Source organism: Calothrix sp. NIES-3974 (genome assembly GCF_002368395.1).
Lineage (GTDB): Bacteria > Cyanobacteriota > Cyanobacteriia > Cyanobacteriales > Nostocaceae > NIES-3974.
Map to the genome: position 1 here is coordinate 142,357 of NZ_AP018254.1, position 18,806 is coordinate 161,162.

Annotated in this window: 11 protein-coding genes and 1 pseudogene; 6 read left to right on the forward strand and 6 right to left on the reverse strand. The window is 42.1% G+C overall.

Annotation, left to right across the window (positions count from 1 at the left end):
* Nucleotides 1-327: 327 nt before the first annotated feature.
* The 3 genes from nadB to CDC37_RS00570 form a co-directional block, all read right to left on the reverse strand.
* Nucleotides 328-2,010 carry an L-aspartate oxidase gene (gene nadB / locus CDC37_RS00560; RefSeq protein ID WP_096619987.1) on the reverse strand — a complete coding sequence of 561 codons (1,683 nt, stop codon included), beginning with the start codon at nt 2,008-2,010 and terminating at the stop codon, nt 328-330.
* Between the two features lie 613 nt (nt 2,011-2,623).
* On the reverse strand, nt 2,624-3,055 hold the full coding sequence (gene psbU, locus CDC37_RS00565; protein WP_096619989.1) for a photosystem II complex extrinsic protein PsbU: 432 nt from the start codon (nt 3,053-3,055) through the stop codon (nt 2,624-2,626).
* A 240-nt stretch (nt 3,056-3,295) separates the two neighbouring features.
* Complete coding sequence (locus CDC37_RS00570; protein WP_231943174.1) at nt 3,296-4,096, reverse strand: DUF3120 domain-containing protein; 801 nt, start codon at nt 4,094-4,096, stop codon at nt 3,296-3,298.
* A 479-nt stretch (nt 4,097-4,575) separates the two neighbouring features.
* On the opposite strand from CDC37_RS00570, the gene CDC37_RS00575 reads away from it, so the two are divergent.
* Complete coding sequence (locus CDC37_RS00575) at nt 4,576-9,312, forward strand: substrate-binding domain-containing protein (RefSeq protein WP_096619991.1); 4,737 nt, start codon at nt 4,576-4,578, stop codon at nt 9,310-9,312.
* A gap of 1,162 nt (nt 9,313-10,474) precedes the next feature.
* Entirely contained in the window at nt 10,475-10,975 is a 501-nt protein-coding gene (locus CDC37_RS00580) for a 2TM domain-containing protein (RefSeq protein WP_096619993.1), read from the forward strand.
* On the opposite strand, the gene purN is transcribed toward CDC37_RS00580, so the two are convergent.
* Nucleotides 10,955-11,614: a phosphoribosylglycinamide formyltransferase gene (gene purN, locus CDC37_RS00585; RefSeq protein ID WP_096619995.1), complete on the reverse strand. Its 660-nt coding sequence runs from the start codon at nt 11,612-11,614 to the stop codon at nt 10,955-10,957. The genes CDC37_RS00580 and purN overlap by 21 nt on opposite strands.
* A gap of 586 nt (nt 11,615-12,200) precedes the next feature.
* On the opposite strand from purN, the pseudogene CDC37_RS00590 reads away from it, so the two are divergent.
* Nucleotides 12,201-12,820: pseudogene (locus CDC37_RS00590) on the forward strand (hypothetical protein).
* Between the two features lie 778 nt (nt 12,821-13,598).
* Nucleotides 13,599-14,486, forward strand: a complete 888-nt coding sequence (locus tag CDC37_RS00595; protein WP_096619997.1) for a carbohydrate ABC transporter permease — start codon at nt 13,599-13,601, stop codon at nt 14,484-14,486.
* Between the two features lie 774 nt (nt 14,487-15,260).
* Here CDC37_RS00595 and CDC37_RS00600 read toward each other — a convergent pair.
* Together CDC37_RS00600 and CDC37_RS23830 are read right to left on the reverse strand one after the other, a co-directional pair.
* Nucleotides 15,261-15,464 carry a hypothetical protein gene (locus CDC37_RS00600; RefSeq protein ID WP_096619999.1) on the reverse strand — a complete coding sequence of 68 codons (204 nt, stop codon included), beginning with the start codon at nt 15,462-15,464 and terminating at the stop codon, nt 15,261-15,263.
* A gap of 169 nt (nt 15,465-15,633) precedes the next feature.
* The gene (locus CDC37_RS23830; protein WP_157780605.1) at nt 15,634-15,771 is read right to left on the reverse strand and encodes a hypothetical protein; all 138 of its coding nucleotides are present in this window, start codon (nt 15,769-15,771) and stop codon (nt 15,634-15,636) included.
* A 91-nt stretch (nt 15,772-15,862) separates the two neighbouring features.
* Between CDC37_RS23830 and CDC37_RS00605 the strand changes: the two genes are divergently transcribed.
* Both CDC37_RS00605 and ftsH read left to right on the forward strand, forming a co-directional pair.
* Nucleotides 15,863-16,531: a DUF1614 domain-containing protein gene (locus CDC37_RS00605; RefSeq protein ID WP_096620001.1), complete on the forward strand. Its 669-nt coding sequence runs from the start codon at nt 15,863-15,865 to the stop codon at nt 16,529-16,531.
* A 254-nt stretch (nt 16,532-16,785) separates the two neighbouring features.
* Entirely contained in the window at nt 16,786-18,717 is a 1,932-nt protein-coding gene (gene ftsH / locus CDC37_RS00610; RefSeq protein ID WP_096620003.1) for an ATP-dependent zinc metalloprotease FtsH, read from the forward strand.
* Nucleotides 18,718-18,806: the final 89 nt, after the last annotated feature.

Sequence of the window (18,806 nt, forward strand, 5' to 3'; positions counted from 1 at the left end):
GAAAAATAGCTTTCATCTGGTTTCTGGTAAGAGGTTGTTTGTCAAGTGTCAATAAATACTTTATCAACCACTGATTGAAGAGAGTAAATAGGCTCAAACGGTATATTTGTCTTTAGAAACTGTACAGACGCAAGATGTCGCGTCTTTCCCTATTGCCTACTCCCCATTCCCAAAAACGATAATTCAAGTATTAAAATCGACTTTTAAAACACCCTCTAAGATACCATTTCCCAAAAATTGTTGATACATTTTCTTCCCCTGTTTCCAAAAGCTCCCCCTCAAGTATCAACTCCCTACTCCCTACTCCCTCTGCATCACACCAGGGAGTTAATCTAATTCAGGGGATTTCCACCATTTTTGATGTTGAATCAGGGTGTGAGCTTGCCAATTGGGATCGGTTTGGGGGTAATCTTGACGGTAGTGTCCACCTCGGCTTTCGGTGCGATAGGCTGCACTTTTGAGGATAAGATAGGCAATATCCAGGAGATTCTCGGTTTCTGCCCATAATTTTAAGCTAGAGGTAATTTCTTCTGTACCACAATCAATATTTTCACCAGGTTGCAGACCATTAATCAAGCTGGTAAATTCTAACTCGGCAAACTCCTCTCGCCATTTTTCCACAATTGCTTGCGCCTTGATTAATTGTGTTTGCGTCCGACAAATACCTGCACTTTGCCACATTAACTTCGGAATTTGATGACGTAGTTCTTGCACCCACTCGTTTTGTCGGATGATTTTTGCTGTTACCGTTTCCGTCAGTAATGACTCTTTGGTAATTTCCTGTAACCCTTGAGTATTATTCCTCTCAAGCTCCAGGTGTTTCATCTGCGCACCAAAAACTATACATTCTAGTAAGGAATTACTCGCAAGCCGATTGGCTCCATGTACCCCCGTACTCGCAGTTTCGCCAATGGCGTACAAACCAGGGATATTTGTGCGATTATTGGTATTAGTCAAAATTCCTCCCATCCAATAATGGGCTGCGGGAGCGACGGGAATTGGTTCTTGAAACACGTCTATATCCCATTTGGCACAAACTTGAATGATATTGGGAAAACGGTGACGAATACGCTCTTCTGGAATAGGACGCAAATCCAGCCATACATTGGCAGTTGTGGGATCGGTGGCTGTTTTTTGTAAATGATTGTAAATTGCTCGACTGACCACATCACGGGGTGCTAATTCCCCGTCGGGATGGTAATCAAAGACAAACCTTCTTCCGGTGTCGTCAACTAAATGCGCTCCTTCTCCCCGTACCGCTTCACTAATTAAGAATCTATCCGCACCAGCTTTGGTCAAGGCTGTGGGGTGAAATTGGAAAAATTCCAAATCCCGTAAAATTGCCCCTGAACGCCATGCGATCGCCACACCATCTCCTGTACTGACTGCGGGATTGGTGGTTTGGGCAAATACCTGTCCACCCCCACCTGTTGCTAAAATTACTGCCTGAGCGCGAATCCACTGAACCTGTCCCTGGTAAAATAAACAAATCCCCTGAACCTGTCCTGTTGTCGGGTTGTGCCACAGTCTCAGTGCTAAAGCCTGTTGAATCACTTGAATCTGGGGACAACGATTTAACACTTGAGCCGTTAAGGTGGAAATGACGGCTCGACCCGTTGTATCCGCAGCATGTAAAACTCGATGACGGGAATGGGCTGCTTCTAGGGTTAAGGCTAAATCATTACCGCGCCGATCAAATGTCACACCTAAATTGACCAAATCACGGACACAATCTGGCGCATGGTAGGCTAAAAACTCAACTGCTGGACGGGAACACAAACCTACACCTGCTCGCAAGGTATCTTCAACATGCAACTGGGGAGAATCATCTGGAGAAACAGCTGCGGCAATTCCACCTTGTGCCCAATCACTAGCCGATAATTTTACTGTTTCTTTTGTAATTAAGCCAACATGATATTTCTGGGGAATACACAGTGCTGTATAAAGTCCTGCCGCACCCGCACCCACTACCAGCACATCAAATTGGCGCGGAAATTCTTGGTTGTTCAAAGTATTTACGTATTAGGAGATGCAAAAAAATAACATAAAAATCTAGGGTTTCTCAGGGAAGATAGCAGTTCCTATGGGTAAGAAAAAGCACGTAGTTGCGCTTTAACACTTGATATTCCAGCTTTTTCGTAGCTAAAGCCACTACTGGTTTGTCAAAACAGAAATGATGGATACATTTATTTATAACTTAAATGCGGGTAGGATACCCGCACCACCACCATCTATCAAAATAAAGTTGACAGACCGCTAGTATTAACCCTTTAGAACTTATCCTGGATTTCTCACGAGTAAGTTGTAAGCCTTGAGTAACGGATTGATTTTCCTTCTACGGACTATCCCTACTCTCTATTCCCCATGAGTTTTAGGGTTTTGTGAGAAATGCGGGTTATGTGGTGAATTATTTGGGGAAGGAGAACAGCAGGCGAATAGTTCAAGACAGAGCCATGCTTCCCTGGATAAAATCGGAAGTAGGAAAATTATTCGCTCCTACTCCCAATTTACGATTGGTCAAAACCATTCAATATCAAGCCCTACAAGTCAATAATATTCACAATTAGTGACCGATTTGACTTTGTTGCTGATGATTAACTCTGTAGAACACAAAGGCGATCAACTAGCGATAAATGCCATTATTGTAACGGTCATCCCCTTCATTAAAAACCGCTTCCGGTTCGGTGACGATAAAATTATCCAAATTCTGCTCTAAACGTCTTTTTTGAGCTTCGCTCAAACCTTCTAGTTTGAGGACATCTTCAACCTTTTCGTAGGGAGCATTTTGGACGATTTTGCTAGCCAACTTTGGATAAAAACCAGGGAAACGCTGGAAAGACCGCAAACTTGTATTATTTAAATCAATTTTATCCCCGTACACTTCATCTAACTTGTCATCAGCGCGATTGCGTAATTTTTCGGCTGGGACAGCAGCTTCGGCTGCAAATAGGGGACTGTGTATTGTAATTGCTTGTGCTGAATAAGTTGTACCAAACCATCCCCAGCTAGCTACTAATAAACTAAATACTGTTAATAAACGTACCAATCCTTTCACTGTCGTCTACCTCTTTCCATCGAAATATCTGTATAGATTCGCGATTCAAGTGTTGAGATGATGTAGCATAAATCAGCCAGGAAAAACCCCAAAGCTGACAAATCTATCTACAAAACTCTCGCTGTCGAATCAAACACAGCAGTCATCAGAAACTAATATACAGCTTATTAATATCCACAATTATCATTTAGATCGGTTGGTTAGATTTACTTTTGTTAAAACTTTACCGTTTGTTAGCATTTAAGCCACAATCGCCGCAATTAAAAATAGGGCATCTACTAATATCGTACTTAATACAGCCCCAGCAAAGGCGTAGGTATGACGCTCACGCTCAGTCAAGGCTGTTAATCCTGTAAACATGAGTATCCATACCAATCCTACAGCCCAAGTCACTCCCCAGGGACTATCTAATTGTCCTAGGGCTGCATGTAAAATTAAGGGGGCTTGATCAGCTTCTACCACCATGATTTGCCGCCAAAAGGGAATTAAATTAACTACATAAAAGTAAACATCTGTTAACACTGTACCTAATAGGGAACCCAAATAAAACCAACTTCCCACGAGATATTTTTTTTGCCACAGACACCAAATGGTCAAGGGTAAGGCAATGGATTCTATGGGTAAATGCCACAATGGTTCCCAGCGTAGCCATCCCCAATAGATAGAACCAGCCAACCAACTCCAACTAAAGCCAAACAGCAAATCACCCCAACTTGTGGTTTTCGGGTTTTTCAGTAAGCGATGGCTTAACCACAGCCAAAATCCTGTCAAAGCCAAACTTAGCCACGGTAAAACCCGCACTAAGGGTGCTTCGATAAATACGGGTACGGAAACCAAAAAAGTGGCGATCGCAAACATCTGCCAGTGTAAAGCAAATTTGCTGACTAGAGATTGTTTAATTTCACCTCGGAGTAAGGGAATTGATCGCCTTAAAGATAAGCTTTTTTCTCGACTACTTGTTTCTAAATTCCCCTGAGTTTCCGCTCCTGTTGACCGGATAGGGGTCGGAGATGGGCTGGCAGTTAAAGTATTGTTAACCAAAGTTTCTAATATTTGTAATTTAACTTTACTTTGTTTAATTTATCATAAGCCAAAATACCTGGGGAATAGGCAACAGGTAGGTTAATTTTATGTTGAGATGTTTGGGGGGTGTAGGGGGAACTGGGGATGTAGGGAATGCAGGGGAAGAAAATGCATTAAGATTTTTGTCCTCTACACCTATTTATTTTTTGTTTGTACTTTGGGCGACTAAAATACTTTCACAAGCTTACAAGAAATAAGAGATGCGATATATCACGTCTTTATTATTTTTCCGCAAACCCCTATTTCCCATCCCCTATTCCCTACTCCTTACTCCCTAGATTTAATCCCAAAAAATACAAGTATAAACAGTTATCGGTATATACCAGGACTTAAGCCATGAGGGACATCGATGTATAATTAGCGCGACTCCTCCACAATGGCTTAACGATGTGACTGTCCAGGATTAAATTTACCTTTACCTTGAGATTCAGTGGGATATGTGGCAAAAACAAACCCAATATAAATCAGTAGCTTGTCTAACATTGTTGCTAGCAATGGCATCATCGACGCTAACAACAAAATTTGCGATCGCGCAGCGACTCCCTGGGAGTATCCCATCCTTCCATGATGGTAAGTTGTTCGCCCAAACTCCGTCATCAGTACAACCTGTATTCCCCTTACCAACTAATGTGGAGCGAGGTACAGTTGTTCGCTTAGATGGTTCCAGTAGTATGGCTGGGATTAACAATGAACTGAAGCGACAATTTGAGCAGAAGTTTGCTGGTAGTCAGGTGGAAGTAGGTAGTAATGGTGCTAGTGCTGCCATCAAAGGATTGCAAGGCGGTAAAATTGATATTGCAGCCATCGGTCGGGGTTTGACTACCCAGGAATTGCAACAAGGATTAGAGCAGTACCGACTTAAACGAGAAAAAATTGCAATTATTGTCGGTGAAAAAAATCCCTTTCAAGGCAGTTTAACCAACGAACAATTTGCCAAAATCTTCCGGGGAGAAATCACCGACTGGTCACAGGTGGGAGGAGAACCAGGAAAGATTCGTTTTATTGACCGTCCCAGTGGAAGTGATACCAGAGAAGCTTTTCGTAGTTATCCAGTGTTTAAAAATCAGGAATTTACCACTGGTAAAAATGCAGTTCAAGTAGAAACAGATGATACAGCAGCTATTATCAAAGAATTAGGTGCAGATGGGATTAGTTATGCGATCGCCCATGAAGTAGTACAGACACCGGGGGTCAGGGTGTTGAGAATGCACCAAATCCTACCGGATGACGAGCGATATCCCTACTCCCAACCCTTTGTTTATGCCTACAAACAAAACCCGAACATTGGGGTAAAAAGCTTTTTGGGATTTGCAAGTTCAGAAATTGGAACCCAAGCAGTTAAAACTGCACAAACCAACGCAGCTAATGCGATCGCTCAATCACTTGCAGGTAAAGTTGCGAATCTTTCTCCAGATTCCCCGACTCCAACAGAGGGAACTACGCCAAATGCGATCGCAACCACCAATGCTCAAGGTTCAACGGATGCTAATGCGACTGGTAATATCGACAATACCAATAATAGCCAAGAACAAGCCAGTTCCATCACCGCAGCAAACACCCAAACAGCCGACACCCCAACCTCAACCGCAGAAGCAAAATGGCCCTGGTGGTGGTTATTAGCACCCGTTTTGTTAGGATTAGGTGGTGGTGCTTTACTATGGTTACTGACAAAAGGTTCCCGCAATCAGGAGGAAAAATTAGCGATGGCCACGGTTTCGGGTGATGCTAGCGAACCGACGAATAATCCTTCTCTGGAAACAGTGACGGATATTCCAAATAGTAATACTGTAGAAAATCAGGTCAATACGGCTAGAACAACCTCCCTATGGGAACGTTTAGCTCAAGAAGATGAAAATCAACAGTTAGCAGCACCCGTGGATGTAGTTATGCCTGACTATCCCAGTCATGACTCGACAACGGATATTCAAGAAGTAGTATCTAGTACAGAAGTCAATATTGTTTCCCCGGAGAATTCGGGAAATAATACGGAAATTAGCCAAAATACAGTCACAAATGATGCTAATTTATTAGGCAGTGCAGCCCTACTTGCAGGGACAACAGCAGTGGGAACTGGTTTATGGGGATTATTGAATCAGCAAGGTGAAAATTCAGATATTAACCCCCCTGTTACAGAAGAAAATCTAGATGTATCTGCAAGCGCTCAAATTCCGGAAACAGAAATCCCTGGATTGGATGTCAATGTGAATGCTCCACAAACACCGGAAATTTCTGGATTAGATACAAATGTAGATATTCCACAAAACACAGAAATCCCTGGTTTAGATGTAAATATTGACGTTCCTCAAACTACGGAAATTCCCGGATTGGATGTCAATGTGGATATTCCACAAACCACGGAAATTCCTGGTTTCGATGTCAATGTTGATATTCCACAAACACCGGAAATCTCTGAATTGGATGTAAATGTTGACGTTCCTCAAACAACAGAAATTCCCGGATTGGATGTCAATGTGGATATTCCACAAACCACGGAAATTCCTGGTTTCGATGTCAATGTTGATATTCCACAAACACCGGAAATCTCTGAATTGGATGTAAATGTTGACGTTCCTCAAACAACAGAAATTCCCGGATTGGATGTAGATACGACACAAAACACAGAAACATTTGAAGCAACTCCCTTACCAGATGTATGGGAGGAAACTCCACAAGCAACAGAAACACCTAATATTATTGGTAATATAATGTCCGCAGGTAGTGGTGTTGCTGCTGGTGTCGCTGCTGCTGGAATGGGTCTTTGGGGACTTGTAAATAATCCTTCCCAAAATGATGAGCAAACCAATCCTGAAGATACTCAGGAATTAAGCACAAATCCCAATTTAGAAACAACAGAAATCTCTGGATTGGATGTAAATGTTGACGTTCCACAAACACCGGAAATCTCTGGATTGGATGTAAATGTGGATATTCCACAAACACCGGAAATCTCTGGATTGGATGTCAATGTGGATGTTCCACAAACACCGGAAATCTCTGGATTAGATGTCAATGTGGATGTTCCACAAACACCGGAAATCTCTGGATTAGATGTCAATGTGGATGTTCCACAAACAACCGAAATTCCCGTATTGGATGTCAATGTTGACGTTCCGCAAACACCGGAATCATCTGGATTGGATGTAAATGTGGATATTCCACAAACACCGGAAGTGTCTGGTTTAGATGTCAATGTTGACGTTCCTCAAACAACAGAAATTCCCGGATTGGATGTAGATACGACACAAAACACAGAAACATTTGAAGCAAATCCCTTACCAGATGTATGGGAGGAAACTCCACAAGCAACAGAAACACCTAATATTATTGGTAATATAATGTCCGCAGGTAGTGGTGTTGCTGCTGGAATGGGTTTATGGGGACTTGTAAATAATTCTTCCCAAAATGATGAGCAAACCAATCCTGAAGACACTCAGGAATCAAACACAAATCCCAACTTAGAAACACCGGAAGTATCTGGATTGGATGTAAATGTTGACGTTCCTCAAACACCGGAAATCTCTGGATTGGATGTAAATGTTGACGTTCCTCAAACACCAGAAGTATCTGGTTTAGATGTCAATGTAGATGTTCCAAAAACTACGGAAATTCCCGGATTGGATGTAAATGTTGACGTTCCTCAAACACAGGAAATATCTGGATTAGATGTAAATGTTGACGTTCCTCAAACACAGGAAATATCCGGTGGATTGGATGTAAATGTTGACGTTCCTCAAACACAGGAAATCTCTGGATTGGATGTAAATGCTGACCTTCCACAAACGACGGAAATTCCCGGATTGGACGTAAATGTGGATGTTCCTCAAACACCAGAAGTATCTGGATTAGATGTCAATGTAGATATTCCACAAAACACAGGAACATTTGAATCAAATCCCTTACCAGATGTATGGGAGGAAACTTCAGAAACTCCACAAGAGACAGAAACACCTAATATTCTTGGTAATGTAATGTCCGCAGGTAGCGGTGTTGCTGCTGGTGTTGCTGCTGCTGGAATGGGTTTATGGGGACTTGTAAATAATTCTTCCCAAAATGATGAGCAAACCAATCCTGAAGATACTCAGGAATTAAGCACAAATCCCAATTTAGAAACAACAGAAATCTCTGGATTGGATGTAAATGTTGACGTTCCTCAAACACCGGAAATCTCTGGATTGGATGTCAATGTTGACGTTCCTCAAACACAGGAAATCTCTGGATTGGATGTCAATGTTGAAGTTCCACAAATACCCGAAATTCCCGGATTGGATGTCAATGTGGATATTCCACAAACACCGGAAATCTCTGGATTAGATGTAAATGTGGATGTTCCACAAACAATAGAAAATCTCACGGAAACACCAGAAGTCAGTCAAACACTCGAACAACCTTTGGGGGATGGAGAAGAAAGTCCCGAAAATGGTCTAATTGATAACTTGCCACTAACAGGTGCTGCTGTCCTAGCTGGAGGTGCAGTAATTGCCGCAGGTATTGCTGGGAATAATTCAGATTCCGTTGATGAAAATTACCAATCTGAGGAAAAACCTGAAGATAATCCCGACTTGACAGTAGCAGAAGTCACTGAATTCACGGAAGTAGAAAATGAGGATTTAGAGGTGGAAACCAGCGAAATTCAAATTATACCTCGAACTCCAAAATGGGCCCATATTACATGGCAAATTGCAGAAGCGGAACGAGAAATCCTGCGTCAACAAGGAGCATCCCAATTAGCACTGCGTTTGTATGATGTCACCGACATGGATTTGAGTTACCAAACTCCTCAACTAGTCCAACAATATGAATGTGAAGACAGTGTGCAAAACCGATTTGTAGCCATTCCGATTAGCGATCGCGATTATATGGTCGAAATCGGCTACTTAACGGAGGACGACCGTTGGTTACTACTAGCACGTTCCCCCATTGTCCGCGTTTTCAACCGTCCCCAGCAAGAATTTTGGTTTGAAACTGATGTGGAATTAATTATCCACGGTTCCACCCAACCCGGTTCAACCGTTTCTATTGCTGGTAATCCCATCAAAGTCAAATCTGATGGTACTTTCCACCTCCGTATCCCCTTTACACAAAATGTCATCGATTACATCATTACTTCCGTATCGGCAGATGGTGAGCAGTCAAAAGATATACGTAAGTTCTTTACCCAAGGACAAGGGGAGTAGCCGTTTCCCAGAGAAGAGTGTAGACCAAAGTAAATAAAGTAATTGGATTTTGGATTACTCTTCGGTCGATCCGCTAGCCTAAAGGCATGGCTTTCGCCAACGCGTCTATGGATTTTGGATCACCCTCACGGGTAATATCATTTTCCAAAAATCGTGATACATTTTCTCTCCTTACTTCCCCGTTAGGTATCAACTCCAATTTAAAACGGCATAAGTGCTGCGGTGTCTAAAAAACGTCGCAGTACGTTTTTTCTATGGATCAACGCGGTTCAGTTAGGGGGACTTAATATCGCTTACACTAATGATCGCAACATATTACCAGATTTATCACAAGTAACTTAGGGCTTGCGGAAAAATGATAAAACTCTTATCCTATAAGCCTTGGAGAGTATTTCATTCGCAAACAGTGCTTTCCAAATAGGCATATAGGAGCTACAAAAACCTTGCATCTGAAATTTTGAGGAGCCAATCAATAAAAAGTGGAATTTTCGGGTTAAAACTATTCCCTATTCCCTGTAGGTTTGAGGAATTTGTGAGAAATACGGGATTAGGGGAATTAGTAATATCGCCATCCAGAAGTTACGGTTTACCGAGTCGTGAGCAAGGTTTAATTTGCTAACCTGATTTTGGATGCTATTGTCTGATTGTGACGACAGCGACCGTAATTGGCAATTAACAGATTGAAAATATAAATATATTTTTATCAGTTGTTACAGATTCAATTTGTATATTCACCCATTGTTGAACCATTACCCGGATCTATCATTACCTGCATTTATCACAAATTCCCAAAATTTACAGGGAGTAGGGAGTAGCGAATAGGGAGTAGGGAGTGGGTTACATGTACTGCTTATACCAAAATAAAAGAAAGTGTTTTTCCCCTACCCCCTATTTTCAAACAAGTCGGGAGAAATACAGGTCAACCCGGATTTCTCACAAACTCCGAAAACTTTCAGTGAGTAGGGAGTGGGGAGTAGGGGGTAGTAGGAAAATTAACCCATTACTCAAGGCTTATCACTCCTTTGTGAAAAATACAAAGAGCGTTAACAGTCAGCAGTCAACAACAAATAATTTAGGATATTTCCCAATTGGTTCGATAAATATAGAAATAGATGTATGAAAATTTCTATTTCTCAAGCAGACAGGAAGGAAGGAGTGAACAATGACAACACCCGAACATCAAATTCGCGTTTATAGCCAAGATGAAGTCCAACAGATATTACAAATTGCGATCGCTCGTCAAAGCAATGATCAAGATAAGGCTTTTACCTACACGGAATTACAGGAAATAGCTCAGGAATTAGGAATTAGTCCCGAATCCCTGCAAAAAGCAGAACGGGATTGGGTGGTGTTCCGTGATGAAGCCAATCAACGTTTAGCCTTTGATGTTTATCGTCGCGATCGCTTTCGCAAGCGTTTAGGTAATTATGGACTGGTTAATGGCTTTTTCTTGGTGATTGATTTTTTGGGTGGATGGCAAATATCCTGGTCTTTGTATATCCTGGCTTTTTTTGGTTTTGTGGTGGGAGTTGATGCTTGGAATACTTTTCAACTTCAGGGACAAGAATACGAAGCAGCCTTTCAAAACTGGTTACGTCGCAACCAGTTTAAGAAAACAGTCAACAATTTAGTAACCAAGATATTAAATTTTATGAATAGCTAAGGCAATACCAATCGGTAAAATCCGATGTTCTTCAATTTGCACTCGCTCATGTAGGGTTTGTGGAGTGTCCCCAGGTAAAATTGGGACTGCGGCTTGAATTAAAATTGGCCCGCTATCGACCTCCAAGCACACTAAATGTACCGTACAACCAGTAATTTTCACACCAGCAGCCAAAGCTTGCTCAATCGCACGCACACCTTTGAAGCTTGGTAATAAACTGGGATGAATATTAATAATTCTCTGGGGAAAAGCATCAATTAATACTTGAGTCACTAAGCGCATCCATCCAGCCATGACCACCCATTCTACTTGGTAATCCAACAAAACTTTCACAATCGCTCGATCAAAATCCTGCCGACTGTTAAATTCACGATGATTGATAAGTATAGCCGGAATTCCCCAGGATTTTGCCCTTTGAGCAACATAGGCATCTGGGTTATTATAAATTACCACTTGAATTTGGGCATGGAGAATACCACTGGCGATCGCACCTGCAACTGCTTCAAAGTTGCTACCGTTACCTGAAGCCATGATTGCCAGTTTTGCAGGTTGTTGTTGGGGATTTTGCCAGTTGTTTATTAAGGAAGCATCAATGGGAGGAACAACCAAACTGGGAGTAATTTCAGGGAACGATGACATAAAGGGGAAATAAGGTAGAATTAGAGAATACAGGATACAGGATACAGGATACGGAATAGGTTCGTAATACCAATTTGAAAAAAGAATCCGACAGATAAATTTTGTAGAGACGTAGCACTGCTACGTCTCATATTGAGTATGTGTTGCAAACATTTTTTGAATTGGTATAAAAGGGGTTTTGAGTAAGCTTGTATTTATGCCTTGTATGCTGATACATTTCCCATTGGGTTTGTTGACAGTTGACAGGTGACAGAGGAGAGGTAGCATTGCTAGGTCTTTTCAAGCATTAATCATCTCCATCAAAAGTCCAGTTTAGGAACCTTGACAACAGCAACAACACAACTTTTGTAAAACCCCAATTTGGTGGTTTACCCATTATAGGGAAATTATCGGGTATTGCTTGCGATCGCATCCTTTACCGGGATGTTGAACGAGTAAGTTATCAGCCTGAAGTGACGAATTGATTTTCCTACTACTCCCTATTTCCCACTCCCTACTCCCTGTAAGTTTTAGAGATTTGCTCCCAATGCAAGTTTTCTCTACATGATGATCAAAACCGCCAAAATTATCTATTTTGGAGTCAAATATGGCTTTGAGTAACTTTAAAAGCGTCGGTGAGGTTCTCAAGGAATATCAGGTGACTTTTAGGGAAGCCAACTTGATCACAGAAGTACCCTTCCATATTCCTGATTATTTTCGAGCAGACTTGGAAATTGTCATGCGGGAAGGTGTTGTGGATAACTCGGAATTTGCAATTTGTGAAAATCTCATTTATCCCGTTCTCAAGGAAGTTTGGAAAATTTACAGCAGTAAGTTTACCTTGTGGAGTCACCAATCTTTAAATTGTGATCAAAAGCTGTCAGGATACCCGAATATATACTAGCAAGACGTTCGCCCCAGGGAAAAGTAGTCTTTGACAAGCCATATTTTATTTTGGTAGAAGCCAAACAGGATGATTTTGAAGGTGCTTGGGGTCAGTGTTTAGCAGAAATGATAGCTGCACAAAAGTTAAACGATGAATATCCAATCACGATTTTTGCCATTGTCTCTAACGGCGATCGCTGGCAATTTGGCAAGTTAGAAAAAAATATTTTTACTAAAAATATCACCTTTTACACAATTCAAGATTTAGATAAACTATTTGCTGTTGTCAATTTTATTTTTCAGCAATGTGAAGAACAACTTGATAACTTACTGGTTGTATAACCCGGATTTCTCTCAAACTTCTAAAACTTACAGGGAGTAGGGAGTAGAAGGACAATTCATCCGTCGCTCAAGACTTATAAGTGACTTGTGAGAAATCCGGAAGTAGAGACGACCCACCGGTCGTCTCCAGAGGAGTAGGGAGTAGTAGGAAAATCAACCCATTATCCAAGGCTTATCATTCCCTTGTTCAAAGTGCAGGATCAGCAAGTCAGCAAAAATAAACCAAACTATAATTTGTACAGTAATATATTTCCCTTTTGGTTTTTGACAGTCAACAGTTAATGAAAAAGTCTGTTTGTGAGGGCAGGGAACAGGGAGTCGGTACAGATACGACATGTCGCGTCTGTTTAACCTGAAAATGGAACGATGGAACGTGATTACTCCTACGTCGTAGCCATCTATCTATGAGATTCATAAAGCCTAAAACTCTTTTCCAGCATTATTCGCAAGAAATAGAAGTTTTTAAAAACCTCCTAATATTGGGAATAAAATCAGTAAACCTGGAATCAGCAAGTTATTGACTTCGTTCTCAAGTAATGAAAGAGGTTACTTTAAACCTTAACTGACAAAATTATTGATTCACAAGGATTGTAGTGTTTCAAATCCGTCGAATTCAGGTTAAATGGATAAACAACAAAATTAAAATTAATCCAAAATCCATAGATGCACCTAGTGCGGATCGACCAAAGAGTAATCCAAAATCCATAGACGCGTTGGCGAAAGCCATGCCTTTAGGCTAGCGGATCGACCGTAGAGTAAATCCAAAATCCAAAATCCAATGACTAACTCAAGCAAAACCAATCACTCCATCCTCGATAACGACACAGTTGCAGCCTGGATATTTCTCACCCCGGCATTAATTTTATTCGGAGTTTTCCTCATCTATCCAATACTGTACCTGTTTTACCTCAGTTTTACCGCCGGAAGCTTTACTTCCACTGGTGTCTACTGGGTCGGCGGGAGAAATTACCTGCGTTTACTTCTCAATCCAGATTTTTGGCAAGTTATGGGCAATACCCTATACTTCACCCTTGCCACCGTCATACCCAGTATTATCCTTCCCCTGTTCATGGCTGTATTGCTCGATCAAAGTATCGCCCTACGGGGTATCCTGCGTACAGCCTACTTTATCCCTTCCATCATCTCCCTCGTCGCTGCTGGTCTGGGATTTCGTTGGCTCTTTCAAACAGAAGGTCCCGTCAACGCCCTGTTAAATACACTGGGTATAACACCTATTCCCTGGCTAGGGGATACCTTTTGGGCAATGCCAGTACTAATTCTCCTCAGCACCTGGAAACAACTGGGGTTTAATATGGTCGTATTTTTAGCCGGATTACAGACAATCCCTCCCAGTCGTTACGAAGCAGCCGAACTCGATGGGGCAAATTCATGGCAAAAATTCCAACATGTCACCCTACCTGGACTTAGTTCCACCCTGATTTTCGTCCTCATTACAACGGTTATTTTTACCCTCCGCAGTTTTGAGCAAGTTTACGTTATGACCGGAGGTGGACCACTCAATTCCACTAATTTGCTGGTTTATTATATCTATCAAGAAGCCTTCGGACAATTTGATTTTGGCTATGCTGCCGCCGCATCTACATTTCTTTTGGGGATAACTTTAATACTGGTATACTTACAACTGCGGACATGGAGTCAAGATTAAAGGAATAGTGTAGCTATTGTTGATAAGTAGGTGGGTGGTGAAAATTGTCGTTGAGATTAGGGCGTACAGACGACCCGTCGGGTCGTCTGTACGCCGAATGATCGATGACGTTGCGGCTTGATGTTTAATTGCACCTACCTACTTATACCCACAGTCAAATATCTTAGGCAATGTTAATACTTGTTGGTATTTCGGATTTTGTTGATTTTTCGGGAAGAGGGTGTTTGTTTTGTAAATATAGCTCGCACCTTAATATACACTATAGTACCCATGTTTTGTCAAGATGTCAATAATCAATCCTGAAACGATTATAATTACGTGCAAGGATTGAGAATAATGTCATTAATATTGAGAATAAGGTCGGTTTTTGTGTCAATAAGCTGCCAAACAGGGGGAAAGTACAATTTTGGGATTTTCACAGATTAAAAAAACTAATAATGGGTCTGCGGAATAAAGTCTTTTAGTGAGGGTAGGGAACAGGGAGTAGAGAAGAGTCAACGGGTTGTCTCTACTCAAAAATTCCACTTTTCTTGCTTGTAAATGCGTCTTTGAGAGTGTTTAATATCGTTTACGCCAATGCTTGCTACATATCAGGGGCTGTAACCGTTGATTATTCTAGTTTCATTTATTGCAAAGTACAAGATAATCGATATAACCGCTTTTTCAGCTTTCCTTAAAAACTTCGGGTTAGCTTCTTGATATCCGTTGGAATCAGTGTAAAAATTCTCAATTTCAAATTACGTAGCTAGCTTCCCGCGTAGCGGGTATTACAAATTACGAATTACGAATTTTAGTTTCACTTCTAATGAAGCGATATCCAAGTACACCCATCGTGACTAGAGTTGGAAAGAGAACGATTGCGAGGGCGTTTGCATCTGTTGCCGGAATCGGTACGTAGGGTAAAGCATATTTAATCCCCACGGAAATTACCGCAGATGCCAGCATTACTTTGGTGATCAGTCCTATCTGATTATTCATATCCAGTTACAGTCAACAACGCGAGTCAAGCAAAATCATACTGTCCCCAGGAAAGTGTGGTTATACGCATCTTTCTGGGACGGTAGCTACCATACCCATACAACCTGGGTCATTTTTAGAATGATATCAAGTTAACAATCTGTTACACAATTCTCATTTTTGGGAATAGTCAAGGCGATCGCAAGAATCCAACAAAGGTGACAATTTGAGTAAAAACAAGAGCTAGAAACAAGGAGACAAAGCCAAATATAATTTGAATACAGACGGATTTGACAAGAGCAATCATTCCCTGGGAGATAATTTGCATTTTTAATTGTGATGGGGAAATAGAGCAACTCAGGGTTTATTAGGTGGTAGAGGGTGAAGAACAAGTACACTAGACAGAGGTGGGGAGAATTATGCTGTATTTACCAGTTTCCCTGATTTTATTTTTGATATTGCTGCTGTTGTTACCATTTTTATGGTTTGCGATCGCAGTTGATATTGTGAAAGTGGCTGCGGCCAAGTTAGGATTTGCACCCAATGTAGCCCTGTTATTACTAGCCTTAATTATCCTTGGTAGCACCATAAATATTCCCCTCTACCGTACCACCACATCCACACCGATAGCCCTGAGTGAGATGGAATTATGGATGCGGGAATTTTGGGGCATACCCCTGCGACGGATTCAAAGTTCCACCATTATCGCCTTGAATGTGGGGGGAGGGTTGATCCCTGTGGTGTTAGCAATCTATCAATTTACCCAAGCCAATCCCCTAGCAATTATCATCGTCACAGCGATTGTGAGTATCGTCAGTTATCTATCTGCCAAGGTAGTTCCCGGAATTGGGATTCAAATGAACCCTTTAGTTGCACCCTTAACAGCAGCCCTGAGTGCAATGCTAATTTCAGCATCCCATGCAGCTCCAGTTGCCTTTGCTGGAGGAGTTCTCGGTACCCTAATTGGTGCAGACATTTTTCATCTCAAAGATATTCAAGCCATGAGTTCGGGGGTATTGAGCATCGGGGGTGCGGGGGTATTTGATGGTATTGCCCTATGTGGGTTGTTTGCATTGTTGTTAACTTGACAGGGAACAGGGGAGCGCGGGAGTAAGGGAAAAAACACTTTCATGGGTTCTGGTGTAGGCAGTACATGTAGGCTACTCCCCACTCCCTTACAAGCCAGACAGTAGGAAAGAACGATTTTGTATAGGTTTGAATGTACGCAGTTCTCTACCATAAAACTATGTCTACATTTAGATGTGTAGCAGTTGCAAGATCGAGATGGTTATTTCCCATCTTCTGCCCATTCCAGGAAGAACAGAAACACGGAGGATAGCAAATGCCAGTTGAAACGAACAATCAGAAAAAACCGCCACGGGTGCGTCAATTTGGTGGTAGCTTGTTAATTTTATTAACCCTGTTACTGGTGTTAAATCTAGTTGTACCAAGCTTTTTTGGACCAAAGTTGCCGCAAATTCCCTACAGTGACTTTATCAACCAAGTGCAAGCTGGAAAAGTTAAAAGAGCAGTGGTTGGTAATGACCGCATCCAATATTCAATCCCGGTGACAACGGAAGATGGTAAAATTATCGAACAGGTTTATCAAACCACTCCCGTCGCCATTGATTTAGATTTACCGAAGATTTTGCGGGAAAACAACGTTGAATTTGCAGCACCTCCACCCAATGAAAATGGTTGGATCGGCACTTTGCTCAGTTGGGTAGTTCCTCCGTTAATTTTCTTTGGAATTTGGGGATTTTTATTTAATCGCCAAGGTGGTGGTCCTGCGGCTTTAACGGTGGGTAAAAGTAAAGCCCGGATTTATTCTGAAGGTAGTACGGGTGTAAAATTTAGTGATGTGGCAGGGATTGAAGAAGCCAAAGCTGAATTAGAGGAAGTTGTTGACTTTCTCAAAAATGCTGGTAGATATACCCGATTGGGTGCAAAAATTCCCAAGGGAGTTCTGTTGGTAGGACCTCCTGGAACCGGTAAAACTTTACTGGCAAAGGCGATCGCTGGGGAAGCAGGTGTACCCTTCTTTAGCATCTCTGGTTCGGAATTTATTGAATTATTCGTCGGCGTTGGTGCAGCGAGGGTACGGGATTTATTTGAACAAGCCAAGCAACAAGCACCCTGTATAGTATTCATCGATGAGTTGGATGCTCTTGGTAAATCCCGCGCTGGTGCAGGTGGTTTCTACGGTGGTAACGATGAACGGGAACAAACCCTGAACCAGTTACTCACGGAAATGGACGGCTTTGATGCCAACACTGGTGTGATTATTATTGCCGCTACCAACCGTCCCGAAGTGCTTGACCCCGCTCTACGTCGTCCTGGACGCTTTGACCGACAAGTGGTGGTGGATCGACCAGATAAAATTGGTCGGGAAGCAGTGTTGAAGGTTCATGCGCGTAACGTGAAATTGGATGAGGATGTGGATTTAGCCATAATTGCTGCGAGAACCCCCGGTTTTGCCGGTGCAGACCTCGCTAACCTGGTCAACGAAGCTGCTCTGATGGCAGCTCGCAACAACCGCGAAGCCGTGAAAATGGCAGACTTTAACGAAGCGATTGAACGGGTTGTCGCAGGATTGGAAAAGCGATCGCGTGTTCTTAACGAAATCGAGAAAAAGACAGTTGCTTACCACGAAGTCGGTCATGCGATTATTGGTGCCTTAATGCCGGGTGCGGGTAAAGTAGAAAAAATCTCCATTGTTCCCCGTGGTGTTGGTGCTTTGGGTTACACAATTCAAATGCCGGAGGAAGACAGATTCCTGATGGTGGAAGATGAGATTCGCGGCAGAATTGCTACTCTTTTGGGGGGTCGTTCGGCGGAAGAAATTGTCTTTGGCAAAGTATCTACGGGTGCTAGCGACGACATCCAAAAGGCAACCGACTTGGCGGAAAGATACGTTACTTTATACGGCATGAGTAGCGAACTTGGTCCTGTAGCCTTTGAAAAAATGCAACAGCAATTTATCGAAGGATATAGCAACCCCCGTCGGCAAATCAGTCCGAAAATTGCCGAAGAAATTGACCGAGAAGTGAAAATGATTGTGGATAATGCCCATCATATTGCCTTGAGTATTCTCCAGCAAAATCGGGAATTATTGGAAAATACAGCCCAGGAATTACTGGAGAAAGAAATTCTCGAAGGTCAGGAATTGCGGGATAAATTAGAAACGGCAACTCCACCACCAGAAATGAATGAGTGGTTACGCACGGGGAAATTGGACGAAGATAAACCCTTGATGCAAACCAGTTTACGTTAGCTTAATCTATTCCTTCCCTGTGCTTCTACAAGCATTATGGGGGAAGCATAGGGAATGAGATCACAATACATCTATTCAAGTTGGTGGCA